The organism is Acinetobacter sp. ACIN00229, assembly GCF_016106645.1.
Lineage (GTDB): Bacteria > Pseudomonadota > Gammaproteobacteria > Pseudomonadales > Moraxellaceae > Acinetobacter > Acinetobacter oleivorans.
The window spans coordinates 282,850-308,129 of sequence record NZ_JADWOM010000002.1 but is presented as its reverse complement, the minus strand read 5'-3'; the positions used below and the strand labels follow the sequence as shown (position 1 = coordinate 308,129).

General features: G+C 38.0%; 26 protein-coding genes and 1 tRNA gene. 18 read left to right on the top strand and 9 right to left on the bottom strand.

Features of this window, described 5'->3' with window-relative positions:
* The 4 genes from recO (at position 1) to I7H67_RS02825 (ending at position 3,133) form a co-directional block, all read left to right on the top strand.
* The gene (gene recO / locus I7H67_RS02840; protein ID WP_013197098.1) at positions 1–714 is read left to right on the top strand and encodes a DNA repair protein RecO; all 714 of its coding nucleotides are present in this window, start codon (positions 1–3) and stop codon (positions 712–714) included.
* A 13-nt stretch (positions 715–727) separates the two neighbouring features.
* Positions 728–1,453: a pyridoxine 5'-phosphate synthase gene (gene pdxJ, locus I7H67_RS02835; protein WP_004790748.1), complete on the top strand. Its 726-nt coding sequence runs from the start codon at positions 728–730 to the stop codon at positions 1,451–1,453.
* A gap of 6 nt (positions 1,454–1,459) precedes the next feature.
* Positions 1,460–2,104 (top strand): tRNA-(ms[2]io[6]A)-hydroxylase, encoded by a 645-nt coding sequence (locus I7H67_RS02830; protein WP_013197099.1) that lies wholly within the window; start codon positions 1,460–1,462, stop codon positions 2,102–2,104.
* 270 nt (positions 2,105–2,374) lie between these two features.
* Complete coding sequence (locus I7H67_RS02825) at positions 2,375–3,133, top strand: SDR family oxidoreductase (RefSeq protein ID WP_151822560.1); 759 nt, start codon at positions 2,375–2,377, stop codon at positions 3,131–3,133.
* A 169-nt stretch (positions 3,134–3,302) separates the two neighbouring features.
* On the opposite strand, the gene I7H67_RS02820 is transcribed toward I7H67_RS02825, so the two are convergent.
* A tRNA-Asn gene (locus tag I7H67_RS02820) sits at positions 3,303–3,378 on the bottom strand.
* Between the two features lie 46 nt (positions 3,379–3,424).
* On the opposite strand from I7H67_RS02820, the gene I7H67_RS02815 reads away from it, so the two are divergent.
* Complete coding sequence (locus tag I7H67_RS02815) at positions 3,425–3,571, top strand: hypothetical protein (protein ID WP_081399273.1); 147 nt, start codon at positions 3,425–3,427, stop codon at positions 3,569–3,571.
* A gap of 41 nt (positions 3,572–3,612) precedes the next feature.
* Positions 3,613–4,044 carry a hypothetical protein gene (locus I7H67_RS02810; RefSeq protein WP_004790752.1) on the top strand — a complete coding sequence of 144 codons (432 nt, stop codon included), beginning with the start codon at positions 3,613–3,615 and terminating at the stop codon, positions 4,042–4,044.
* A 15-nt stretch (positions 4,045–4,059) separates the two neighbouring features.
* On the opposite strand, the gene I7H67_RS02805 is transcribed toward I7H67_RS02810, so the two are convergent.
* Entirely contained in the window at positions 4,060–4,497 is a 438-nt protein-coding gene (locus I7H67_RS02805) for a PaaI family thioesterase (RefSeq protein ID WP_016146110.1), read from the bottom strand.
* Between the two features lie 179 nt (positions 4,498–4,676).
* Between I7H67_RS02805 and I7H67_RS02800 the strand changes: the two genes are divergently transcribed.
* Entirely contained in the window at positions 4,677–5,084 is a 408-nt protein-coding gene (locus I7H67_RS02800) for a GFA family protein (RefSeq protein WP_151767157.1), read from the top strand.
* 55 nt (positions 5,085–5,139) lie between these two features.
* Here I7H67_RS02800 and I7H67_RS02795 read toward each other — a convergent pair whose 3' ends face one another.
* The gene (locus I7H67_RS02795; protein WP_002118408.1) at positions 5,140–6,375 is read right to left on the bottom strand and encodes a pyridoxal phosphate-dependent aminotransferase; all 1,236 of its coding nucleotides are present in this window, start codon (positions 6,373–6,375) and stop codon (positions 5,140–5,142) included.
* Between the two features lie 208 nt (positions 6,376–6,583).
* Here I7H67_RS02795 and I7H67_RS02790 point away from each other — a divergent pair, with 208 nt between their 5' ends.
* Entirely contained in the window at positions 6,584–6,763 is a 180-nt protein-coding gene (locus I7H67_RS02790) for a hypothetical protein (protein ID WP_002118942.1), read from the top strand.
* A gap of 29 nt (positions 6,764–6,792) precedes the next feature.
* Here the strand turns inward: I7H67_RS02790 and I7H67_RS02785 are convergent, their stop codons facing one another.
* The gene (locus I7H67_RS02785) at positions 6,793–8,232 is read right to left on the bottom strand and encodes a sensor domain-containing diguanylate cyclase (protein WP_198307016.1); all 1,440 of its coding nucleotides are present in this window, start codon (positions 8,230–8,232) and stop codon (positions 6,793–6,795) included.
* A gap of 175 nt (positions 8,233–8,407) precedes the next feature.
* On the bottom strand, positions 8,408–9,199 hold the full coding sequence (locus tag I7H67_RS02780; protein WP_004790757.1) for a hypothetical protein: 792 nt from the start codon (positions 9,197–9,199) through the stop codon (positions 8,408–8,410).
* A 180-nt stretch (positions 9,200–9,379) separates the two neighbouring features.
* Between I7H67_RS02780 and uvrB the strand changes: the two genes are divergently transcribed.
* The 8 genes from uvrB (at position 9,380) to proB (ending at position 18,927) form a co-directional block, all read left to right on the top strand.
* Positions 9,380–11,401 carry an excinuclease ABC subunit UvrB gene (gene uvrB / locus I7H67_RS02775; RefSeq protein ID WP_151766869.1) on the top strand — a complete coding sequence of 674 codons (2,022 nt, stop codon included), beginning with the start codon at positions 9,380–9,382 and terminating at the stop codon, positions 11,399–11,401.
* A 93-nt stretch (positions 11,402–11,494) separates the two neighbouring features.
* Positions 11,495–12,082, top strand: a complete 588-nt coding sequence (locus tag I7H67_RS02770; protein ID WP_005307444.1) for a lipocalin family protein — start codon at positions 11,495–11,497, stop codon at positions 12,080–12,082.
* A 110-nt stretch (positions 12,083–12,192) separates the two neighbouring features.
* Positions 12,193–13,140, top strand: a complete 948-nt coding sequence (gene rarD / locus I7H67_RS02765; protein ID WP_081402201.1) for an EamA family transporter RarD — start codon at positions 12,193–12,195, stop codon at positions 13,138–13,140.
* A 216-nt stretch (positions 13,141–13,356) separates the two neighbouring features.
* The gene (locus tag I7H67_RS02760) at positions 13,357–14,814 is read left to right on the top strand and encodes a glyceraldehyde-3-phosphate dehydrogenase (protein ID WP_004790760.1); all 1,458 of its coding nucleotides are present in this window, start codon (positions 13,357–13,359) and stop codon (positions 14,812–14,814) included.
* A gap of 149 nt (positions 14,815–14,963) precedes the next feature.
* Positions 14,964–15,689 carry an MFS transporter gene (locus I7H67_RS02755; RefSeq protein WP_198307015.1) on the top strand — a complete coding sequence of 242 codons (726 nt, stop codon included), beginning with the start codon at positions 14,964–14,966 and terminating at the stop codon, positions 15,687–15,689.
* 11 nt (positions 15,690–15,700) lie between these two features.
* Positions 15,701–16,375, top strand: a complete 675-nt coding sequence (locus I7H67_RS02750) for a hypothetical protein (protein ID WP_005307432.1) — start codon at positions 15,701–15,703, stop codon at positions 16,373–16,375.
* A gap of 182 nt (positions 16,376–16,557) precedes the next feature.
* Positions 16,558–17,778: an Obg family GTPase CgtA gene (gene cgtA / locus I7H67_RS02745; protein WP_004790763.1), complete on the top strand. Its 1,221-nt coding sequence runs from the start codon at positions 16,558–16,560 to the stop codon at positions 17,776–17,778.
* Positions 17,779–17,793: 15 nt separating this feature from the next.
* Positions 17,794–18,927, top strand: a complete 1,134-nt coding sequence (proB, locus tag I7H67_RS02740) for a glutamate 5-kinase (protein ID WP_151826778.1) — start codon at positions 17,794–17,796, stop codon at positions 18,925–18,927.
* 26 nt (positions 18,928–18,953) lie between these two features.
* Here the strand turns inward: proB and I7H67_RS02735 are convergent, their stop codons facing one another.
* A complete protein-coding gene (locus tag I7H67_RS02735) occupies positions 18,954–19,610 on the bottom strand; it encodes an HAD-IB family hydrolase (protein ID WP_013197107.1) in 657 nt (218 codons plus the stop codon).
* Positions 19,577–20,785 (bottom strand): DUF1615 domain-containing protein, encoded by a 1,209-nt coding sequence (locus I7H67_RS02730; protein WP_198307014.1) that lies wholly within the window; start codon positions 20,783–20,785, stop codon positions 19,577–19,579. Before I7H67_RS02730 ends, I7H67_RS02735 begins: the two co-directional genes overlap by 34 nt.
* Positions 20,786–20,868: 83 nt before the next feature.
* Here I7H67_RS02730 and dusB point away from each other — a divergent pair, with 83 nt between their 5' ends.
* Positions 20,869–21,894 (top strand): tRNA dihydrouridine synthase DusB, encoded by a 1,026-nt coding sequence (gene dusB / locus I7H67_RS02725; RefSeq protein ID WP_005307422.1) that lies wholly within the window; start codon positions 20,869–20,871, stop codon positions 21,892–21,894.
* Positions 21,895–21,929: 35 nt separating this feature from the next.
* Here the strand turns inward: dusB and I7H67_RS02720 are convergent, their stop codons facing one another.
* On the bottom strand, positions 21,930–22,976 hold the full coding sequence (locus I7H67_RS02720) for an NAD(P)H-dependent flavin oxidoreductase (protein WP_198307013.1): 1,047 nt from the start codon (positions 22,974–22,976) through the stop codon (positions 21,930–21,932).
* A gap of 117 nt (positions 22,977–23,093) precedes the next feature.
* On the bottom strand, positions 23,094–23,795 hold the full coding sequence (locus I7H67_RS02715; RefSeq protein ID WP_005307417.1) for a VIT family protein: 702 nt from the start codon (positions 23,793–23,795) through the stop codon (positions 23,094–23,096).
* 266 nt (positions 23,796–24,061) lie between these two features.
* Here I7H67_RS02715 and I7H67_RS02710 point away from each other — a divergent pair, with 266 nt between their 5' ends.
* Entirely contained in the window at positions 24,062–25,279 is a 1,218-nt protein-coding gene (locus I7H67_RS02710; protein ID WP_198307012.1) for a tetratricopeptide repeat protein, read from the top strand.
* The last annotated feature ends 1 nt before the right edge of the window (position 25,280 follow it).

Sequence of the window (25,280 nt, the reverse complement as noted above, 5' to 3'; positions counted from 1 at the left end):
ATGATGCGCAATGAAGTCCTCCATGGATATATGATTCATCACCGTAAGTACCGTGAAAAAAGTCATATTGTGCATCTTTTTACTCAGGAGTATGGGCGAGTCGATGGTATTTTAAGACAGACTCCGCCCCCTCAATATCAGCCTATCCGCTTGCAAGCCACGGGTAAAAGTGAGCTGAAAAACTTTACAAAGCTTGAAATCTTAAATCAGCCTGTTTTCTTTTTTGGTGATGCTTTTTTTGCTGGATTTTATTTAAATGAAGTTGTTCTTAGACTTTGTCCATTAGAAGAGACAATGCCACAAACGTTTGAGCAATATCAGTTAACGTTACTTCAATTACAACAATTATCTTCCCACGAAAATCCTGACCTTTTTCTTCGGCAGATTTTGCGCCAGTTCGAGCATATTTTACTTCCTGAACTTGGATACGCACTTGATTTCTCAGTCGATGCCCAACAACAGCCGATTCAGGCTCATCAGTTTTATCAATTTCAAGTGACAGAAGGTTTTGCTCCTGTTGTGCAGGCGAGTCGTTCTTCTTTGTCGGGGAAAGCGATTTTGTCTATGTTGGATTATGAGCAAGGGCAGGATTTTTCTCTCGAACAATTGCAATTATTAGGTAAACTATACCGTCAAATGATTACATCGCTTTTAGGTGATCGTCCCCTAAAAAGTCGACAATTGTGGATTCAAAACACTCAAACTCAATCGTAATTAGGATTTATTTATGGCTGCATTGCTTGGTGTAAACATAGACCATGTTGCTACTTTGAGACAGGCGCGCGGTACTACTTACCCAGATCCTGTAGAAGCTGCTCTTATTTGTGAACAAGCGGGTGCAGAGGGCATTACTTTGCATTTGCGTGAAGACCGTCGCCATATTCAAGATGATGACGTACGCCGCATGCGTCCATTATTAAAAACACGTATGAATCTTGAGTTAGCTGTTACTGATGAAATGGTCGAGTTTGCGAAAGAAATTCAGCCACAGCATGTTTGTTTTGTTCCTGAAAGACGCCAAGAAGTAACTACCGAAGGTGGTTTAGATGTAGTAGGTAACTTTGAAAAAGTTAAAGCTGCAACTCAGACTTTAGCTGCTATTGGCTGCGACGTATCATTATTTATTGATGCAGATTTAGCTCAAATTGATGCAGCAGTTGCATGTGGTGCACCTACGATTGAGTTGCACACAGGGGCATATGCCGATGCAGCAACAGAGCAAGATCAACAGGCTGAGCTGGCGCGTATTATCAAAGGTGTTGAATATGCAGCTTCAAAAGGTTTGGTTGTAAATGCTGGTCATGGCCTTAACCTTAAAAATATTGCTCCAATTGCTGCTATCTCACAAATTCACGAGTTAAATATTGGGCACTCAATTATTGCGGATAGTGTTTTTGTGGGTCTGGTTCAAGCTGTTAAAGATATGAAAGCAGCAATTCAGGTGGCAGGTTAATTGGTTATGTCGAGTATCAATTACGATGAATTAATGCAACCTGTCTTGGCTTTTTTAGGCTGTCAAACGCCAAAAGCGTGGTTAGATGAGGCAATCAATAATCTAGATATTTTGATGCAAGATCATGCGAATTGTGAAAAAAAAGCGGCTAGTACAGCAATGAACTTAATGTTCCGTTATAGCTTCTTCCCTGATTTGCAAGTAAAGCTTGCACAGCTGGTACGGGAAGAAATGCTTCATTATGAACAAGTGCTTGAGCTTATGGCTAAGCGTGGTCAAAAATGGGATGGCTTAAGTGCAGGGCGCTATGCTGGTGGGCTCCGTAAAGAGATTCGTACTTATGAGCCAGAGGCTTTAATTGATGTACTTGTGGTAGGTGCTTTTGTTGAGGCGCGCTCATGCGAACGCTTTCATGCTCTTGCCCCACGTGTAGACGATGAGTTAGGACGCTATTATCGCTATTTGCTTAAGTCGGAGTCTCGTCATTTTGAAGACTACTTGGCACTTGCACTTGATGTTGCAAAAACTGCAAAAATGAAAAATCCTAAAGAGGATATTCAGCAACGTATTGAGCATATTCGTGAGGTTGAAAAGAATCTGATTTTAACGCCTGATGACACCTTCCGTTTTCATAGCGGCGTGCCTGCATAATATTATAAGTTTTAAATAAAAAGTTTACCGTAAAAGGTAAACTTTTTTATTAGGTGAGCTTTATTTCTTGGGTGGTCCGCATGTTCTGCTTTTCGTTTTTTATGCATATAATTATTTAATAAATATATTTTTTATAAATTTTAATTTCTCTTAAAATTTTTTTTAAAAACTTTTATTTTTTAAAGCAATAACGAATATTATGTAAATATAAAGATAGTTTTGTTCATAATCGGTTCAACTAAATTAATCGAATATTTTAAGGATATAAGAATGTTAGCATTAGTTACAGGTGCCTCTGCGGGCTTTGGTTACAGTATTTCAAAAAAACTGATTGAGTTAGGTTACAAAGTTATTGGCTGTGGAAGACGGGCAGAAAAATTAAAAGAATTACAGCAAGAACTTGGTGAAAAGTTCTATCCCTTAGTATTTGACATGACAGATACCGTAGAAAATATAAATAAGGCCCTAGTTGATTTACCAGCCGAATTTCAAATCAGTCAAATTGATTTATTGGTAAATAATGCTGGATTGGCCTTAGGGTTGGAGTCAGCAGATAAATCAGATTTAGATGATTGGTACACTATGATTGATACCAATGTTAAGGGGCTTATTACTGTTACCCGACTAATTTTACCAAGCATGGTAAATAAAAAGTCTGGCTTAATTATCAATATGGGGTCAATTGCAGGTACATACCCATATCCGGGTGGTAACGTTTACGGTGCAACCAAAGCATTCGTGGAGCAATTTAGTTTAAACCTTCGAGCTGATCTATCAGGTACCGGCATTCGAGTAACTAACATTGAGCCCGGGCTTTGTGGGGGTACAGAGTTTTCTTTGGTACGTTTTAAAGGTGACCAAGAGAAAGTGAACAGTCTTTATGATAAAAAGAATCCAATCTTGCCTGAAGATATTGCAAATACGGTAGCTTGGGTTGCTTCACAACCTCCGCACATTAATATTAATCGTATTGAAATGATGCCGACCACTCAGTCTTTTAATCCTTTAAAAGTAGTTGAAATGGAATAATGATTTAAGAAAGGAATATCTTTTTCAAACTTAGATTAGATCATTAAGACAAGTAAATGGTTTACCCATGAAAATTAAATCCTCTATATTGATAGGGGATTTTTTTATAGCTATTAATAAAATTAGGGCAAAAAAAAGCCCGCTTTAATGCTGCGGGCTTTTTAGTATTTGGCTCTCCCACCTGGGCTCGAACCAGGGACCTGCGGATTAACAGTCCGTCGCTCTACCGACTGAGCTATGGGAGAATCTGCATGCGATTATAAGGAGATTTTGAGAAGGGTCAAGTCTAAATTGTCATGTTTACTTCATTTTTGTGTTGTATGCTTTTTATTTGATCAGTTGGGCGCTGTGTTAAGAAATTACTTGCACTTTAAAAAGTCAATTGCTAGATTCAAGAAAGAACAAGCGTTTGGAGAAATCCAAACAGTGTGGATTTAAACCAACTTGCCAGCACTAAAATGGCTAAATCGGAGATAAGTATGAAAACGCTTACGATCGCTTCTATTTTTTCTAATTTTGATTTTTATCAACAAAATTATCTTAATGTCTTAACTCAATCAGAATCTTATTACACACCTGTAGAAGATGCATGGATTGATGCTTATCCTTTCAAAAAACAGAATTTATATTTAGGCGATTTACTGCAGCTTTGGTTTAGTTCTAAATGGAATGTGCATAATTCACTTAAAATTTTAAAAAGCTCGAAATTATTAAACTCCTCTAAATCTCTATATATTTTTCAATTAGAAGGGGAGTTGTTGTTGGGTAAAAATAAAGTGTTAGCTTGGTCTACTGAGCATCAAGAAATTATAGAACTTCAACTTAAAAATATTTGGGCACCTTATGTGATTGCGCAAACTTGTGAACGTCCAAATAATCAAGATTACTCAATAAAAAAGGCAGCGGTTTAAGGCTGCCTTTAATCATTAGGGACGAATAATCATGCAGGTTGCTGTTGCATAGGCATACAGTTTACCTTCCTCATCAATAATCTTTCCTTCGGAAATACCTAAATTTTTACTTAAATTAATGACTTTGCCTGTCGCAATTAAAGGATGGTTCTTTGGAATCGGGCGGCACATTTTCACGTTAAGGTCGATTGTGCCATAGCCTACACCCGCAGGTAACATCGTATGTACTGCACACCCAGTCACCGAATCTAGGACTGTGGCAGCAAAACCGCCATGCACGCCACCGAGCGGATTTAGATGGTTATGATCCGCTTGGGCTTTAAAAGTGACAGATCCTTCTGAGATTTCAGTAGGTTGCATAGGTATAGTTTTGCTAATGCTTGCAGGAGGAATATGGCCTTCTATCATGGCTTGTAAAAATTCAAGGCCAGTCATTTCCATCGGATTTTTCATTTTTTGAGTCCTTTAATTCTTTAAGTTCTAAAATAGAACTTGATGTTAAATTAGGCGTTAAAATACATATTGTCAAGTACAAGAAATATAGGCCACTTTATAGTTTATAAACTTGTAAATTTTGGTTGAGCAGAATATTTTATAACTCTAAAAATATAAACTTCTTATGGAAAATAATAATGAACGGTCAGTGTTTATGTGGTGAAACAACTTTTGAAGTTGAATTAAAAAATCATGATGTACATGTTTGCCATTGCTCGATGTGTCGTAGACAAACCAGTGGTGTCATTATGACAATTGATGTGGTCAAAGGTAGTTTAAAGTTTATTCAGCAAAAGCATCTTAGTGTATTTAATTCTTCTGACTGGGGAGAACGAGGTTTTTGTAATGCTTGTGGAACAACAATTTTTTGGAGAACGAAAGATCAAAGCTACTGCAACATCAATGCATTTTCTTTAAATGAGCCAGTAGAAGACTTGAATTTGGATATGGAAATTTTTATTGATTCAAAACCCGATTTTTATACTTTTCAAAATGATACAAAGAAATTGACTGAGGCTCAGGTCGCTGCGTTATTTAACCTATAATAATTTTAATTATAAAAAAGGCCTCAATTTTGAGGCCCTTTTTAATTTTTACAGATTATTTCGCAGCTTTTTCAGCTTCGATTGAAGCAATAGCAGCATCTACACCTTCAATTGAGTCAGCAGCTTTTTTGATACGTGCTAACGCATCAACAAGTACTTCGTCAGCTGTTGCATATGAAATACGCATAAAACCGCCTAAACCAAATGCATCACCAGGTACTACTGCTACGCCAGTTTCTTCTAATAGCCATTCAGAGAACTCTGTACAAGATTTTAAGCCTTTTGCACGAATAAGAGGACGAATGTTTGCATAGGCATAGAAAGCGCCATCAGCAGGTAAGCAAGAGATACCTTTGATGTCATTTAAGCCGTTTACAACTAAGTCATGACGGCGTTTAAACGCTTCAATCATCGGTTGTAAAACGTCTTGTGGGCCATTCAATGCAGCTTCAGCAGCAACTTGCGAAATAGAAGTTGGGTTAGAAGTTGACTGTGATTGGATCTTTTTCATCGCACCAATGATTTTTGCTGGGCCGGCTGCATAGCCAATACGCCAACCAGTCATTGCATATGCTTTAGAAACACCATTTAAAACAATCGTGCGGTCATATAAATCTGGAGCAACAGTTGCGATGTTGTAGAATTCATCTTCCCAACGAATTGGTTCATACATATCGTCAGATGCAACAAATACTTGTGGGTGGCGACGTAGAACTTCAGCTAAAGCTTCTAATTCAGCTTTGCTATAAATCATACCAGTCGGGTTAGAAGGGCTGTTTAATACAACTAAACGAGTATTAGGTGTAATAGCAGCTTCTAATTGTTCAGGAGTGATTTTGAAACGTTGGTCTTCACCACATTTCACAATGACTGGAGTACCTTCAGCAATAATAACCATATCTGGATAGCTTACCCAGAAAGGTGCTGGAATGATAACTTCATCGCCTTTGTTTAATAGAGCAAGTGCCAAGTTAAAAAAGCTTTGCTTACCACCACATGAAACCAAAATCTGATTCGCTTGATAATCAAGATTATTATCACGCTTAAACTTAGCAATAATTGCTTTTTTTAATCCAGGAGTACCATCTACAGCCGTATATTTGGTGAAACCATTATTAATCGCTTCAATTGCAGCATCTTTGATGTGTTGCGGGGTATCAAAGTCTGGTTCGCCAGCACCTAAACCAATCACGTTCTTGCCAGCAGCTTTAAGTTCAGCAGCTTTGTTGGTTACAGCAAGTGTAGGGGACGGTTTGATAGCATTGACACGATCAGAAAGACGTACGTCCACGGCAATATTCCTCTTATGGGATTAAAAAATAAAAAGCATACTATCTTATCGCAAAAATTAAGTAATTTGCGGATGTGGGTATTTTTAGATGTAAAAAAGTTTGATTTAAGAAAGATCTTGTCTCTGTTTTATTCAATTGAAGCTTTTTTGGAAAGAAATGATAAAAATCATTTATAATAAGGCGCAATCGAAATTTCGAGAATGAATCATGACTGAGCAACAGCCAAAACAGAAAAAGGCTTTGGTGAAATTGCCATTCCCAATGCCGAATGAAAGCAATCAAGCCGACGATGCGGTACACAACCAAGTACGTCCTAAACCAGAGCAATACGCAGATAGAACGTGGATGCCTCCACGTGGTACGCGTCGTTCTATGGGAAAACGCTAATTTTGAAAAACAGGCAATATGCCTGTTTTTTATTGATTGAGTAAAATTTCCTGATAATAACTTTTTTTCTTTTGATACATGTGATGGTCCGCTCGCTTTAACATGTCCTCAATTTGTTCATTTGTTTGAGTGGTTGCATGTCCAATTGCGATGCTAATTGGGTGACTTGAATAATATTGATTGTCGATATTAAAAAGTTCCTGAATGGTTTGAAGCATAATGAGAACATTCGCTTCATCTGCGCCTGGCATTAAGATCACGAATTCATCACCACCGATTCTGGATGCAGTATATGCTGTATTTGAAATAGCCTGACTTAAAATATTTCCAACGCGACGCAATAAACCATCCCCAATATCATGACCAAACTGATCATTGGTTTCTTTTAATCCATTCATATCTAAGAAAATTGAAGAAACAGGGCGAATAATGCTTCGGTTTAAACGATTCAGTTCTTCTGTAAAAAAAGCGCGGTTATATAGTTTGGTAAGAACATCGTGTTGTCCTAAATATTCAAGGTAGTTTTCCGCTTTTTTTCGCGCGGTAATATCGGTAAGTGCAACTTGTACCAGTCCCCAAGTCTCTTCGTATCCGGGAAAAACGGTAAATTGAAGCAAGACATTTCTTATTTGGCCATCTAAAGCGTAGTTAATGGCTTCACGTTTATGATGAATATTGCCTTGCCATAATTCGATGAGTTGCTCGCGAAATGTTTCAATCATCTCTTCAGCAAAAATCTTATGTGTATTTCTGAAAAGTGTGGATTTATCAGGAGCCTTAAATAAATCGAGAGTTGCCTGATTAACATCTAAAATCAGAATATCTTCTACACACTGGCGGACAAATTCAGGATGAACATCTAGAAAAGTTCTAAAATCTTCAATTCCCAATAGCCTAAGTTGATCAATTCTATTTTTTATACGGCTGAAATCTTCGACCCAAAGAGACGTGGGTGAGTAGATAAACATGGATTCAGCCAAGCGACGATTTTTTTCTTCTTCACGAAGCGCATTTTGATAAGGCGTAATGTCTTCGGTGGTAATTAATACACGTTCAAAAGTCGATTCAGAACCGGGTAAAATTGATCCTCTTAATTGAACATCAATGCGTTTGCCCGATAAAGTGTAATTTACAGTCGTGCTTGAAAAATGGGTTTTACCATTCCATAGTTCTTCTAATTCATTAATATGTGATTCAAACATTTCTTTTTTAAAAATAAGATTTAAATTCGAATATAGCTCTTCGTGAGTTTTTGCTTCAAAAAGTTCTAATGTTTTTTGATTCACACGAACAATTTTAATTTTATGGGCACATTCAATAATTAAATTTTTATTTTGGCTTAAAAATTCATGGAGATTTTCAATACCTTGATTTCTCCATAGATCAAATTGTTGTTTAACTTCACTGAAATCCTCAATCCACATTGGAATTGGGCTAAGGTCAAAAATTGAAGAATCTAAAGTTTCCATATGTTTCTTTAAGTATTCAGTTTGCCTTAAAGTATAATGAGAAAAATTAAGATTTGGGAATATAAGGAACTTAAATTTATTAGAATAATTAAAAATAAGAAAATTAAATGTAAGTAAAAATAAAATAATGAGAAAGCAGATATTATCTGCTTAGCTCATAAGTTTATTAGAGAAATTAACGATTAATAGGGTGATCAATATTCTTTTCACCACGCCATAACTTGATAAAGTCTTGCTCGTCAAAATCATAAAGTTCCATGAGTGCAACGACTGCGCTCACAAAAATCATGGCACCCTCAGAGTTTCCATGCAGGTCAAAAATTTTACCATTGAGCTTACCTAAAATATCACTAAGCTCATGATCGCGGCCTCGGCCATAACGATCTCGAGGGTAGAGCTCTTCATTTAAAACAATAAGAGCAATCGCTTTTTCAGCAGCTGATAAATCTGTTTTATCTAAGGCTTCTTCAAAAGATTCACTTCCATGATTGAAGTAAAAAATTACTTCATCATTAATGAAACTTTTTACCATCTTTTGAGTTAATGTTGGAAATTGTGAAACTGCATTATCTTCAACATAGGGTTTAAAAGATTCTGGAAAGATAACGTTGTGATCAATATCTTTAAAGAGTGGTGCAATTTCAGAGACTTTATAACCTGCAATGCCACAACCTAAAGCAGTGACAAAATATTTCATTTTAGGATGATTTTTTGCATATATCTTAAAATCTTCAACGTAGTGCTCAATTTGTGAAAGAGGCATTTGTTGGATATGTTCATTTAAAGTTGGAATTGCAAAGCTTTGACCAGCCCAGCCGCGCCCCACACCTTCAACTGCTCCGAAGTGTTGACTGGCAACGCGTGCTGCGCCGCTACCGTGCTGTCCAGCAAGGTTACTACCAAATACAAAAACTGTATCTTCTGGAAGTTCGGTTACAATACTTTCATCATGATATTGATAGGTCATGGTTATGCTTTTTATTTAATGGATAGCTTCATGTTGCAACTGATTATAGTATTGGTCAAGTGTTAAGATGCTTAATCTTTTACATTGAATTTCCAACTCAATTTACACTTTAAATTAAGATAAAAATCCCCATTAAAAGGGGAGACGTTAAATTCAATTTTTTCATAAAGAGAGATAACTTTGAACGAAAATCAACCTTTTGATTTGGTCACTCATTATCAGCCAGCAGGTGATCAGCCACAGGCAATTGAAAAGCTGGTCAATGGTATCGAGCATGGTTTTCGTAATCAGTTATTGCTAGGGGTAACTGGCTCAGGTAAGACCTATACCATGGCAAATGTGATCGCTCAAACACAGCGCCCTACAATTGTGATGGCCCATAACAAAACTTTGGCTGCCCAACTTTATGGTGAGTTTAAATCTTTCTTCCCTAATAATGCGGTTGAATATTTTGTAAGTTATTACGATTACTATCAGCCAGAAGCTTACGTTCCATCTTCGGATACTTTCATTGAAAAAGATGCAGCCATTAATGATCACATTGACCAGATGCGATTATCTGCAACACGAGCTTTATTAGAACGCCGTGATGCAATTATTGTGGCATCGGTGTCTGCAATTTATGGTTTGGGCGACCCAAATGCTTATATGCAAATGTTGCTGCATGTGGTCGAGGGTGACCGAGTAAGCCGTGATGAAATCATCCGTCGTTTGGTTGAAATGCAATATACGCGTAATGAACTTGAATTCTTACGTGGTACATATCGAATTCGCGGCGAAATCATTGATATTTTCCCAGCAGAATCTGATCAACATGCTATTCGCATTGAACTATTTGATGATGAGGTCGACTCAATCCGTTGGTTTGACCCGCTAACTGGTAAAATGGTTCGTAAAGTTTCTCGGGTAACGATCTATCCGAAAAGCCACTATGTCACGCCAAAAGATCATCTAACACGTGCCATCGATACAATTAAGGATGAATTACAAGATCAACTTAAATTCTTCCGTGAACATGACAAATTGCTCGAAGCACAGCGTATTGAGCAACGGACACGTTACGATCTGGAAATGATGCAACAGTTGGGTTATACCAATGGTATCGAAAACTACTCACGTCATTTGTCTGGCCGACCATCTGGTGAAGCTCCGCCGACTTTATTTGACTATATTCCAGAAGATGCTTTACTGATTATTGATGAATCACACGTTACCGTTCCACAAATTGGAGCGATGTATAAAGGTGACCGATCGCGTAAAGAAAACTTAGTAAACTATGGCTTCCGTTTACCAAGTGCGCTTGATAACCGTCCTATGAAATTTGAAGAGTGGGAACGTATTGTACCGACCACCATTTTTGTAAGTGCAACACCTGCTAAATATGAATTAGAAAAGTCAGACCAAATCGTTGAACAGGTGGTACGTCCAACAGGTCTCATCGACCCTGAAATTGAGATTCGTCCTGTCTTAACCCAAGTGGATGATGTTCTTTCTGAAATTAATATTCGTAAGACTTTGAATGAAAGGGTATTAATTACGACTTTAACAAAGCGTATGGCAGAAGACCTAACTTCTTACTTAAAAGAATATGGTGTTAAGGTGGCTTATCTCCACTCAGATATTGATACGGTTGAACGTGTCAAAATTATTCATGAATTACGTACAGGCGTATTCGATGTTTTAGTCGGTATCAACCTGTTACGTGAAGGTCTGGATATGCCAGAAGTTTCTTTGGTCGCTATTTTAGATGCAGATAAAGAGGGCTTTTTACGTTCGGAACGTTCACTTATTCAGACAATTGGTCGTGCTGCGCGTAATGTAAAAGGTAAAGCAATTTTATATGCTGACCGAATTACTGACTCTATGCAAAAAGCAATAGATGAAACTGATCGTCGTAGAGCCAAGCAAATTGAATTTAATGAGTTGCATGGTATTACGCCACGGAGTGCAGTTCGTCAGGCTGTCAAAGAAATTGACTCGGGTGAGGTACTTTCAGACGACGAGATTGATGAAAAAGTACTTGAAGAAGCACAAGCATTGAGTGCCGATGAAAGACATATTCTTTCAGACCCTAAATTGTTTAGTAAACATATTACTAAGCTTGAAAAAGACATGTTAAAGGCCTCGAAAGATTTACAGTTCGAGCAAGCAGCGCGGATACGTGATGAAATTCTTCGATTAAAAGCGCAGATGTTGCAATAAATGAATACATAATGCTACATAATGTGTTTAAAAAACAAGCTACTGTAGATATTTGAGTTCTTTTGTATTCACAACTAATCGTTGAGGGCAACAATGGCATTTCGAAATAATGTTCCGCAAGCCAGTTGGCGTTTGGCTAAAATTGCGTTAGGCGGTGTCGTTTTGGCTGGTTTAGCTGTTGGAACCTATGTCTATGCTCAGCCGAAACCCTTGCAAACTGTTTATAAAGTTGAACTGGACCGATATTTAGGTGTTTGGTATGAAGTCGCTCGTAAGCCTGCATTTTTCCAAAAAAAATGTGCTTATAACGTATCTGCAACTTACACCTTAAATGAAAATGGAAATGTGGTTGTAGATAATCGCTGCTATGACAATAGAAAACAATTACAGCAATCTATTGGTGAAGCCTTCGTGGTTAACCCGCCATATAACAGCAAATTGAAGGTGAGTTTCTTACCGGAAGCTGTGCGATGGATTCCAGTTATTCGCGGAGATTACTGGATTTTAAAAATAGATGAAGACTATCAAACTGTTTTAGTAGGAGAACCTTCTCGTAAATATCTTTGGGTATTATCAAGAACTCCTCATCCTGAACAAGAAGTGGTGGATGAATATCTAAATTATGCAAAAACATTGGGTTTTGATATTCGCGATATTATCCGTACAGAACATAAAGAATAAATGTAAATGTCTGATTAAGAAAAAACCATGTTTTCACATGGTTTTTTCTTTTTTATAGTGGATAAATCAAGTATTGTGGTGAGCTGTTTTTACTAAAGTCTAAGAGGGTGGTGATGTTTAAGGGCGTGAGCTTGTCTGTCATGGCATCTGTCACTTTTGGTGTACTTTATTTTTATACTCAATTGTTAGGCCAGCTTGATAGTGAGCAAACTTTCGGATGGCGGATTATTGCAACAATCCCATTTCTAACTTTGTTTATGTGGTGGAGTGGCGATTTAGCGTATATCAAAAATATCTACCAGCGTATTTTGGCTAAGCCATCTTTATTATTGTTGTTAATCACAACCTCCGTTTTAACTTCAGTCCAACTTTGGCTGTTTTTATGGGGGCCTATGCATGGGCGAGGCCTGCAAGTATCTTTAGGATATTTTCTATTGCCGCTTGTTTTAGTATTGGCTGGAAGTGTGCTATATGGCGAAAAAATATCAAAATTTCAATGGGTCGCAATTATTCTTGCTGTCATTGGCGTGGGCCATGAAATCTGGCGTTTAGGAAGTATTGCTTGGGAAACTGCATTGGTTGCGGTTGGCTATTCTGCCTACTTTTTATTGCGTAAAAAAATTAAAACAGACAATTTAGGCGGCTTTTGGTGGGACTTAGTTATTATTCTGCCGATTGCGATTTATTTAACCCATACAGGTTTACTCCCTTATAGCAAATTTATAGATCAACCGAGCCTTGCTTTGATTATTATTGGGCTTGGAATTTTAAGTGCTATTGGTTTGGGAAGTTATATTCTGGCAAGCCGCTTTTTACCTTTAGTTGTGTTTGGACTTTTAGGATATTTGGAACCAGTTTTGCTTGCTTTAGCTTCTCTAGTTTTAGGAGAGAGTATTGGTCAAGAAGAATGGTTTACTTATATTCCGATCTGGTGTGCAGTATTTGTACTCGTTTTAGAAGGTGCGGTTCACCTTTATCAGCAACGTCAAAAAGCCAAAAATTTGCAGCTAAACGTCGCAAAATATCAAAAAAGATTAAAAAATGATGCTCACGATTAGAGCATCAGAATCTAAAAAGTAAGAAAAAGCAAAAATTTAGCTGCTTTAAACAATAAGATAATAAAAAATAATTATAGGTATTTTATGAATTTATGATGAATTTTAGGAAAATCTAGCTACTAACGTCAGCTTTTGATTCATTCTTGTCGATAATTCCATTACAATTACGGGGTTTAAAAAATCACGCCTAGATATAATTAATTAGAGGACGTATCTGTGAGCAAAGACACTATCATCGCCCTGCATGCTGAACACCAAGGCCGTTGGAAAAACCGTGAAGAAATCGCGGAACGTATGATTGCCGTAATCGGTCAATTATACCGTGAAAAAAATATTGTCGTATCTGTTTACGGTCGCTCTTTAATTAACCGTTCTGTTATTCAAATTTTGAAAACTCATCGTCGTACACGTGTTGTAGATGTTGAGCTTTCTGTTGTAAATACTTTTCCAATTTTAGAAGCTTTAGCAAAAGTTGAAAACATTGGTTCAGCAGAGGTTGATATCGGTAAACTTGCTGTTGAATATAAAGAAAAAGGCGGTGATGTTGACGCTTTTGTTGCTCAAGCAGTTGAGTCAATTAAAGGTAGTGCAACTTCTGAACAACCTAAAGATGTAGTTCTTTATGGTTTTGGTCGTATTGGCCGTATCTTGGCTCGTTTAATCATTAGCCAATCAGGTTTAGGTCGTGGCTTAAGCCTTAAAGCAATTGTTGTGCGTAAATCTTCTGATGGCGATTTAGCAAAACGTGCTTCTTTACTTCGTCGTGACTCTATTCATGGCACTTTCGCTGGTACAATCGCTGTTGATGAAGAAAACGAAGCAATCATTGCTAATGGTAACTTCATTAAAGTGATTTATGCATCGAGCCCAAGTGAAGTTGACTATACTGAGTACGGTATTCAAAACGCGCTTTTAATCGATAACACTGGTAAATGGCGTGATGCTGAAGGTCTAAGCCAACACTTGAAATGCCCAGGCGTTGCACGTGTTGTATTAACTGCACCAAGTAAAGGTGAAATGAAAAACGTTGTATTTGGCGTAAACAACACAGACATCTTAGATGAAGACAAAATCATCTCTGCTGCAAGTTGTACAACAAATGCAATTACTCCAATTCTTAAAGTATTGGATGACAAATATAAAGTTCTTAACGGTCACGTTGAAACTGTTCACTCATTTACAAATGACCAGAACTTAATTGATAACTATCATAAAGCAGATCGTCGTGGTCGTGCAGCTACATTGAACATGGTTATTACTGAAACTGGTGCTGCTAAAGCTGTTGCTAAAGCATTACCTGCATTGAAAGGTAAGTTAACTGGTAACTCTGTACGTGTTCCTACGCCAAACGTATCTCTTGCTATCTTGAACTTAACGCTTGATAAAGAAGTTGATCGTGAAGAAGTGAACGAATACATTCGTCAAATTTCGATTAACTCTAGCCTTCAAGGTCAAATTGGTTATACCAACTCGACTGAAGTTGTATCGAGTGACTTTATCGGTTCTCGTACTGCTGGTGTGTATGATGCTCAAGCAACGATTACTTCTGGTAACCGTTTAACTGCTTATGTTTGGTACGATAACGAAGTTGGTTATAGCTGTCAGGTATTACGTATCGCTGAACAAATGTGCGGCGTAAGCTACAAAAAAATTCCAGCAGAATTGAATGCTTAAGATCATTTAACGATCTATAAAAGATTTTCACAAAAAGACCCAGTTTAGACTGGGTTTTTTTACAACCGTACAAAATATATGCTGACTATTTTTTGTAAATAAATGAGAATAGGAATTAAGGAAAAAAAGAAAATAGTAAGGGATAGGAATTGTCGCAGTTTAAACGTTTGTTGGTCGTTTTTATATTCATCATTATTGCCAATTTATGTGGTGTACTCATTGCAATATGGGTGTTTAAGCATTTTAATATTTATATTCCTTTGAAGAATCAAGCAGTTGCTATTGACTTGCAAGAACCTCTACAAGTTAAGGTTAAAGTACAAGATGCTTTAAACGTGGATGTAAAAGGGCGAGTAAATGCCAGTATTCCAATTGATGAAAAACTGAATATTCCATTAACACAAACATTAACTCCGCGCGTTTACTTCGATAATATGGTGCCGATTAGCACCACAATTCCTGTCAAAGAAACATTAAAAGTTGAGCAGAATTTACCAATCGATACGAAGGTTCAGGTGAGGGTGTTGGGACGTGATATTACGTTGCCATTGAAAGGAACAATTCCATTAAAACTTGATGTTCCGATTGATATTCATGTTCCGCTTGAGCAAAAGGTTCATTTGAAATTTGATGCGCCAGTGCGGACGGTATTAAAAGAAAATCTCCATATTCCTCTAAAAGCAAGATTGGATACTAATATTCCAATTGAGGGTAATTTGAATGTCCCTGTTAAAACAGCACTAAATGCTTCGGTTGATGTGAAAAACACATTGCCTGTGAAGATTGCAAATGGTGAGTTAAAAATTCCTCTGTCCACTATGCGATTAAATCGGGTAGTGGGTTCAGAGAAATCGCAGACAACAACTGATCAATAGGGTGAATAGTAATGTTTCGTTCACTCAAGAGTATGTTGATCAGTTTTTTCTTAATGATGATTCTTGCTGCTGTTATGTTTTGGGTATATCTCAATATTCAAGCTAATTTAGTTGTTTCGGCTCATAATGCCGATATTAGTTTGCCTGACTCTTTAGAAACAAAGATTCAGGTTGGCAATACTTTACAGGTTCAATCTATTGGTAAACTTGATACAACATTAGATATAGACCGCCAACTAACTTTACCTTTAAAAGGGAAATATCTGGCAGATTTAAGTTTTGCTGTAGAGACGCCAATTACAGTGAGCGTTGACTATTCGACAACTTTAAAAATTGATCAGGTTATGCCTCTTGAAACTACGACAGACCTCGTCTATCAAAGTAAATTTTTACCAAAATTTCCACTTAAGCTAGATATTCCCATCAAGCTAGATGTTCCTTTTAATTTAAAACGTAGCTATACCATTCCAGTTAAAATTGTTTTTGATGGTCCTGTTTATTTTGAGTTTGATGAGCCAGTAAATTTATCTGTTAAACATCGGTTTAACCCAAGTCTACAAGTGAATGACCCTATGGAAATGGGGAATGTCTCTTCATTTAATGCGATCATGTATAATTCGGTTCCAAAAACAAAAGCAAATCTTGATATGCAAATGACCTTGCCACTGCGCAATGTGCATCCTTAAAAATTAAATAGTTATTTTGCATTTTATGTTGGGTAAAGCCTGTATTTGTAAATCTAAATTGCTTTTGATGACTTAAAGATAAAAACAGACCGTTATAAATGGGAATTGTCCCATTTTCTATTCGAGAATTTTATGAAAATATGGCAGAATAGGCGGTTTTAGAGTTTTTAGAGGATTGGCAGATGCGCTTTGTTGATGAAGCAGTCATTACCGTAGAGGCTGGCGACGGTGGCAATGGCGTAGCCAGTTTTCGCCGTGAAAAATTTGTACCATTTGGTGGCCCAGATGGTGGTGATGGCGGACGTGGTGGAAGTATCTATATTCAAGCTGATGATGATACGAGTACGCTAGTCGATTACCGTTACACACGTAAGTTCCGTGCTGAGCGCGGAAAGAATGGTGCAGGCGCTAACTGTACCGGACGTGGTGGTGAAGATGTGGTTTTAAAAGTACCCGTTGGTACAACAATTGTTGATACAGATTCAGGCGATATTATTGGCGATTTGGTTGAAGATGGCCAAAGAATTCTGGTTGCAGGTGGTGGTGATGGTGGTTTGGGGAATACCCACTTTAAATCATCAACTAACCGTGCTCCGCGTAAATGTACGACAGGTATAAAAGGTGAATTTCGTGAAATTCGTCTTGAATTAAAAGTATTGGCAGATGTTGGTTTATTGGGTATGCCAAATGCTGGTAAATCAACCTTTATTCGTGCTGTAAGTGCTGCAAAACCAAAAGTAGCAGATTATCCATTTACAACCATGGTTCCAAACCTTGGCGTTGTAGATGCTGACCGTCATCGTTCATTTGTAATGGCCGATATTCCTGGTTTGATTGAAGGTGCAGCGGAAGGTGCTGGTTTGGGAATTCGTTTCCTTAAACATTTGGCACGTACGCGTATCCTTTTACACATTATTGATGTGCAACCAATTGACGGTTCGGATCCTGCGCATAATGCAAAAGCAATTATGAATGAGTTAGCTAAGTTTTCTCCTACTTTGGCTAAACTTCCAATTGTTTTAGTACTAAATAAACTGGATCAGATTGCTGAAGAAAGTCGTGAAGAGTGGTGTCAGCATATTCTAGATGAACTAGAGTGGACTGGACCTGTCTTTAAGACATCAGGTCTATTAAGTGAAGGTACAAAAGACGTTGTGTATTACCTCATGGATCAGATTGAACAACAACGTGAACGCGAAGTTGAAGATCCTGAATATGCAGCAGAAGTAAGAGCTTTCCGTGAACAACTAGAAGTTGAAACACGTGAACAAACCATTGCGGCAAAAGAAGCATATCGCGCTATGCGTCGAGCACAACGTCTTGAAGGCATGTTGGGCGATGATGATGATTTTGACGATGATGAAGACGACAATGATGTAGAAAGCATCTACGTTCGTGACTAAAAAATCGAGGAAAACATGATAGAAGTGGTCGATGGGCAACGTCAGCTCAGTGAGTGTAAACGAATCGTTGTTAAAATCGGATCATCTTTACTCACAGCCAATGGGCAAGGTTTAGATTTGAATGCTATTTCGCATTGGGCGAAACAGATTGCAGATCTACACGATGCCGGACACGAAATTATTTTAGTGTCTTCTGGAGCTGTGGCTGAAGGTATGGTTCGTATGAAGCTTGCAAGTCGACCCACCGATCTACCCAGTCTACAAGCCTGTGCTGCGATTGGGCAGATGGGTTTAATTCATACTTGGTCTAGTGTGCTTGAAGAACATGGCATTCGTACTGCTCAGGTTTTACTCACCCATGATGATCTAGCGGACCGCCGTCGTTATTTAAACTCATGTGATGCTTTGCAAAACTTGATTGATTGGCGCGTGATTCCGGTTATTAATGAAAATGACACGGTATCTACCGACGAGATTCGCTTTGGTGATAACGATACTTTAGCTGCGATGGTTGCAGGTCAGGTTCATGCAGAATTGTTGATCATTTTAACTGATCAGCAGGGTATGTTTGATTCAGATCCGCGTCACAACCCCGATGCGAAATTACTCTCTACTGTTCGTGCCATGGACGATGTTTTATTCGAAATGGCTGGCGGTGGTGGTGTGCTCGGCAGAGGTGGTATGGTGACTAAGGTTCGTGCCGCACGTTTAGCTGCTAAGTCGGGCTGTCCAACGCTCATTGCGAGTGGTGAAAGTGACAATGTCTTGTCACGTGCGATGGCGGGTGAAATGCTAGGTACGTTGTTTACTACAGATAAAGACCGTATGACTGCTCATCAACAATGGCTCGCTGCTCATTTACAAACGGCAGGCCGTCTTGTAATTGATGATGGTGCTGTTGAAGCGATTAAATTAAAACATCGTAGTTTGCTCCCTGTAGGAGTTAAAACTGTTGAAGGACATTTTGATCGTGGCGATGTGGTTGAATGTGTAGATAAACAAGGTAAACGTATTGCAGTGGGTCGAGTGAATTTCAGTTCACGATCTGCTGAAATTATTAAAGGCTTAGCCTCAGATAAGGTTTATCAAGTGTTAGGTGAAGCTCGTTCACTTGAAATGATTCATCGTGATCATATGGCAATTTATTAAGTTATGTCTAAATAAAAAAGCTCGCTTTATGCGAGCTTTTTTTCTGGCGTTAAACTAGGTAAAACACGGTCTTCACCTACCATATAGGGATGTGTCGCGAGACTGAGCATATCTAGGTCTTCTGAGCTATTACCATACGCATAAACTTGATGGTAATGCTGGAGCGTATATTGCTGATGTATTCTTAATTTCTTTTGTTCACTACTACAATCTGGGGTGGAGTAATAACCTGTCATCATGCCGTTTTTAATTTGAGTTTCAGTACAAATTAATTCGATATTTAGTAGTTTGCAAAGTGGAGCAAGATAGACATCAATTGAAGCTGAAACCAGTACCACTCGATCACCACGTAACTGATGATGTTGTAACTGTGCGAAAAGTTCAGGTGAAAGCGAAGAGACTAACTCTTGTGCGTATTCTTCACCTAATCTTTGCAGTTCAATTGCAGGGGTATTTTTGAACATGCTGCGAAATAACTTGGCACGCATAGCATGAGCTGGATAAAAGTTAAGATAGTAGGCTTGAATCCATGGCAGGATTTTCAAACCTTGTTTAACAATATGGCGCTTAGACAAAGCATAAAAGATGAACCCAGTAAAACTATCTTTACTACACAAGGTTCCATCAAAATCGAACAGGGCGAGACTTTTTATAGTCTTATGCGTTTCGCTCGTTGCATACATGATTCATATCGTCCGTTTACGCGGGTTGCATACCAGTTGGTATTATAGTCACGACTTAATTTTGGCCCAGAAATGACCACTTGCGGCATGATTGCATAGATAGGTTCTTTACCTGTCTTTGCTTTATAAAGTTTCGTCAGAGCAATATAGGTTTGAGTACTTTCAAACTTTTTCTCTTTTTCTAATTTAAGATCATCACGAATTTGTCGTGGGGTAACCAATACATTATTTTTTGCAAATACAGTAATCAGTTCTTTTTCTGACTGGCTTTGAGTAGGGCGTGGATCACCATCTTTTGTGTAAAGAAGTAGATCACCATCAAGACTGATTTCTGTATCTGTTAGGTCATTTAACATGCTTTGAAAAGCAGCATTACGGCTAGAATACATACCTGAGTTATAGTCTGCAAATCGATAAATGGCTTTATCGTAGTCTGCTGGATAAACCATTAAACGATGAATACCATAATATAAACCGCCATATTCAGTATATAAGTCATCACGAAGTGCAGCAGTATTCATGCTTGAGCGTTTATTGGCTTTCGCGTAGTTAATATGAACTTGCATAGAACCCAAGGTCGTAATAGGGTTCATTTTCTCGCCAATATCTTGCCCAACTAATTTGGCCGCACCTGTTAATGCACTCACATGGTAATGCTTAGCCATAAAATCGAAAATTTCTCGGTAAAGTAAATCGAGGTCTTTCTCGGTTTTAACCTTACGCATTTGGCTCATATAGTTGTTATCGGGAGAAGGCTGAGTTCTTAGCACTTCTTCAAAATAACCCGCAATTGTTCCACCAATGGTTTTGCCAAGCTTATCTTCAAACTTTTCATTTAAACGTGTGCTGACTTCTTCAACTGCTTTTTGGCCTAAACCCGGTACTTGAGGGTTGGCAACAAAGTTAGATTCTTGATCTACTACAGCCACAATACTACAGACATTTTTCTTGGTTTTAGGAATATCCAAGTCTTTCATAATGTCATCAATATCTTTAGCCCATGATTCACGATCATGCACACGCGATGGAATTAACTTTTTAATCTGTTGGCTTTCTAATTCAGGCTCATCATTATTTGACCACCAAGCTTTATCTCCACAAGCAGCTAAACTCATGCACACGGCAACCATACCGAATGATTTTAATAAAAAACGGGAAGACAACGGTTTGTTCATGGCGAGGAAAGCACCTGCATAAAAAGATGAGCCGATTAAGCGGATGAAGTATACTATGTTGATCATCAATTGTATGAATATATATGTATATTGGTCCCTATCAACTGTCAAATAATTTAATCGTTGCTCCAATGGCTGGGGTCACTGACCGTCCATTTAGAACGCTCTGCAAGTATTTTGGCGCAGGCCATGCAGTCAGTGAAATGATGACTGCCGATAAGACTTTGCGGATGAGCAAAAAGAGCCTCTACCGTGCAAATTTTGACGGCGAACTCGCTCCAATTTCTGCTCAAATTGCAGGTTCTGATCCTGAGCAATTAGCAGAAGCTGCACGTTATCAAGTGGCAAATGGCGCACAAATTGTTGATATCAATATGGGATGTCCTGCCAAAAAAGTATGTAACAAACTTGCTGGTTCAGCATTATTACAAGATGAAGATTTAGTGGCACGAATTCTTGATGCAGTGGTTACTGCTGTTGAGGTTCCTGTGACATTAAAAACCCGTTTGGGCTTTTTAAATGGTCAAGAAAATATTTTAAGAGTCGCAAAAAGAGCAGAAGAAGCGGGAATTGCTGCATTGGCTTTACATGGTCGCACCCGTGAAGACATGTATTTAAATACAGCACGTTATGATTTGATCAAACATGTCAAAGAGTTAATCAATATTCCACTTATTGCAAACGGTGATATTGATAGTCCTGAAAAGGCAAAATATGTGCTCGATTATACAGGTGCTGATGCAATCATGATTGGTCGTGCTGCTCAAGGTCGACCATGGATTTTCCGTGAAATTGCTCATTATTTAAAAACTGGAGAGCACTTAGCTGCACCTAATATTGAAGAGGTGCAGCATGTTTTGCTTGGGCATTTATCGGAACTTTATCAATTTTATGGTGAATATTCTGGATGTCGTATTGCCCGTAAACATATTGCTTGGTACACAAAAGGATTACGCTCAAGTAACGAATTTCGCCAAAATATGTATAAAGTTGAAAGTACTGCTGAACAAGCATTAGTGGTCGAAAACTATTTTAATCAGTTATTAGCTGAAGGCAATTTGATGAGTGATGTGCAAGTTGAACAGGTTAACTTATTAGAAACTCATTAAAGAAAAAGCCAGTAAATTTACTGGCTTTTTTAAATTTACTCATCTTCTAGCATTTCTACCACTAACTGATTAACTAAATCGGCAGCAGCTAATTCACGTATTTGTGAGACATTACTACCCGCCCAAAAAGCACCGAAGCCATAGTCTTTATTTTTGCTTGCAATTGCATTGAGTTGCTTGGCTAAATCATAGGTATAGGGATATTCGGGTTGAGGAGGGCGATTAGGTAAATCAATTTGTGTGTGCCAATGGTTGAGCAATCCACGGGCCGGACGTCCAGAAAGACTGGCACTAATTTGCGTCACAGGCTCATTAAATAAAGCTTTACGGTACTCGGCAGATGCATTTGAAGATGGACATTGAACGAAAGCAGTTCCGAGTTGAACAGCTGTAGCTCCTAAGCTCAACATATGTCGTGCTTGTGCGCCGTTCATAATGCCACCAGCGGCTACTACAGGTCGTTTGCAATGTTTGACAATAAGATGTACTAAATCACTCGTTTTAATTGCTGCATCAAAAGTCTTATTAAAGATTCCTCGGTGTCCGCCTGCTTCAATCCCTTGAGCAATAATAATATCTATACCAGCCGCTTCAATAGCTTGTGCTTCAACTAAATTGGTAGCAGAAACCATAGTGATAATTCCGGCATCTTTTAATGCCTGAATTTGATGGGGATGGGGAATGCCAAAATGAAAACTTACAGCTTTAGGCTTAGTTTCTAATACGACATTTAGAAAATCATCGTTATCAAGAAAACTTGGATAAATACAGTTTAAATTTTGAGGAGGCTGTTCTCCGAACTTTTCAAACTGTGGGCGTAAATATTCAATCCATTGAGCAGAAGTTTGAAGATTAAGTTGTTCGGGCTGATGGCAGAAAAAATTAACCTGAAATGATTTTTCTGTAAGTGTTTGAGTTTTTAAAATCTGTTCTCGAGCACTTTGCGCCGTATTTGCTCCGAGCCCTAATGACCCAAGACCACCCTGATTAGAAACTTCTGCGGCAAGTTCAGGCGTAGACACACCCGCCATAGGGGCAAGAAAAATAGGATGTTTAATTTCAAGTTGTTGTAACAGGGTCATTTTATTCACCTCATTTCTTTCTCTTCACCATAACGTGAAATCAGAACCAAGAGCAAATAATATTGGGCATTTAGTTTTTAAATATTTATTTCTTAAATATTTAAAAGTTCTGGTTTTTTAAAGTGGAGTAACATGAAACAAAGATCCGATCCAGCTTGAAAAAGCCATCGCTAAAATTCCCCACAAGGTAATGCGTAAACTTCCTTTCAGCTTAGAAGTACCTGCGAAATGACTTGATAGTGCCCCTAAAAAAGCTAATGAAATAATGCCAAATATTAGAACTGTCTTTTCGATCCATATATCAGGACTGAGTAGAATAGCGAGCATAGGAAACAATGCCCCAAATGAAAATGAGCCAGCTGAAGCTAATGCAGCTTGAACAGGATTTGCTGCTGTATTTTCATGAATACCAATTTCATCACGTGCGTGAGCACCCAAGGCATCATGATTTGTAAGTTCAGTCGCAACTTGTCGAGCTAAATCTGGTGCTAAGCCTCTGGCTATATAAATTTGGGTGAGCTCATCAAGTTCACGTTGCGGATGCTTTTTGAGTTCTTGTGCCTCAAATTTTAAGTCAGCTTTTTCAATATCTTCTTGTGATTTTACAGAAATGTACTCTCCGGCCGCCATAGAGGTTGCACCAGAAATTAAACCAGCAATACAGGTAATAAGAAGCGTATGAGCAGTGGCTCCACTTGCAGCCATTCCCATGATTAGACTAGTAACAGAAATAATTCCGTCATTAGCGCCTAAAACGGCTGCCCTTAACCAACCTGAGCGGTGAATAAAATGATGTTCTGGATGTTGGGAAAAGGACATGACTTTACCTTTTTTAGTTATAAATTTTTATCTTATCCTATAAGATTATTTACAATAATACGATTAAAAAATGTGTCATTATAGGAAAAACAATCAGATAACTACTTTTCAAAACATAATATAAAAGGAGATAAAATGAACAATTTATGGAACCTAGCCTACTTACCCCAACAGTGTAATTTATGAGTTTAATTATAATATTTATTGATTAAATTTTAATCTTACTTCTACGCAAACATTCTATCCATTTTACTCTAGAGGTCTCAATGAATAACAAAACAATAAAATCTCTAACCCGTTCCTTCCTCGTTATTGGTTCGATCTGTCCAGCTTTAGGCCTCTTAAGCATGGAGACTACATTTGCCCAAGAGATTGTGAATCAAGAATATAAACCAGGTAATCCGATTTATGATAAATGGGACCAATTTTATAAAATTGAGAAGACTCAACCTGAAAATGCCGAGAAGTTATTATTAGAGCTCGGTGAAATGACACCTCAAGATATTAAAGTATGGAAAAGTTTAACTTATTTGCAGATTAGAATAGGCAAACAAGAAGCAGCTTTGCAAAGTTTAAGAAAAGCAGAGGCATTAGACCCAGCAGATGATAATTTAAAACTCCAAGAAGCCTATCTGCTTAACTCTCAAAAAAATAATAAAGAAGCTTTAGTAGTTTTTAAGGAGCTTACGCAATCTAAAGATGCCGATATTGCCAATAAAGCGACACAGGCTGTAAAGAATTTAAGTGGAGGGGAAGTCAAAACTTATTTCCGCGATGTGTATTTTGCACCTTCATATGAGTCACGTTACGACGATGTGATTTTTCCACTTAAAGCTCGCTATGGTAAGAATATTGATAATGGTCGAGCACAGGTGTATGGCTTTTTAAACTTAAACCGTGATACTCAATCTCAGGGCGGGGTACGACCTGAAATTATTGATGAAAATGCAGTAACTCTAGGTGTGGGCGCTAATTACCAACCTTGGATATCTATACCTGTGCGCATGTATTTAGAAGTGGGGGGAAGTTACGATCTGATTGATCGAAATAGAGATAAATTTCGTGAAAGTGTTGTCGGTGGGGTGACAGGTTATCAAGAGTGGTATTCTCAAAATAATTGTAATCATTCACTTTGCTTTAATGATTACTTCACTGATTTATATGGTAATGCAGCAACGTATTCTAGAGAAGATTATAACGTTATTGGTGATTTACGCTTACGTACGGGTTTGAATGTCTATAAAGGCGAGAATGGAACTGTACAGGCTTATTTGAAATTGCATGGCTTAGCTGACAGTAAAGATGAGTATTACAATAATTTATTTGAATATGGCCCCGGTATTTCATGGCAGCCTTTTAATTATCAGCCGATAAAACTACGTGTTGAGCGACTATATGGCAATTACTTTAAAGATGTGCCAGTAAATACAAAAGATCATTACAACAATACCCGAGTGGAACTCGTCTTTTATAAGGATTTCTAAA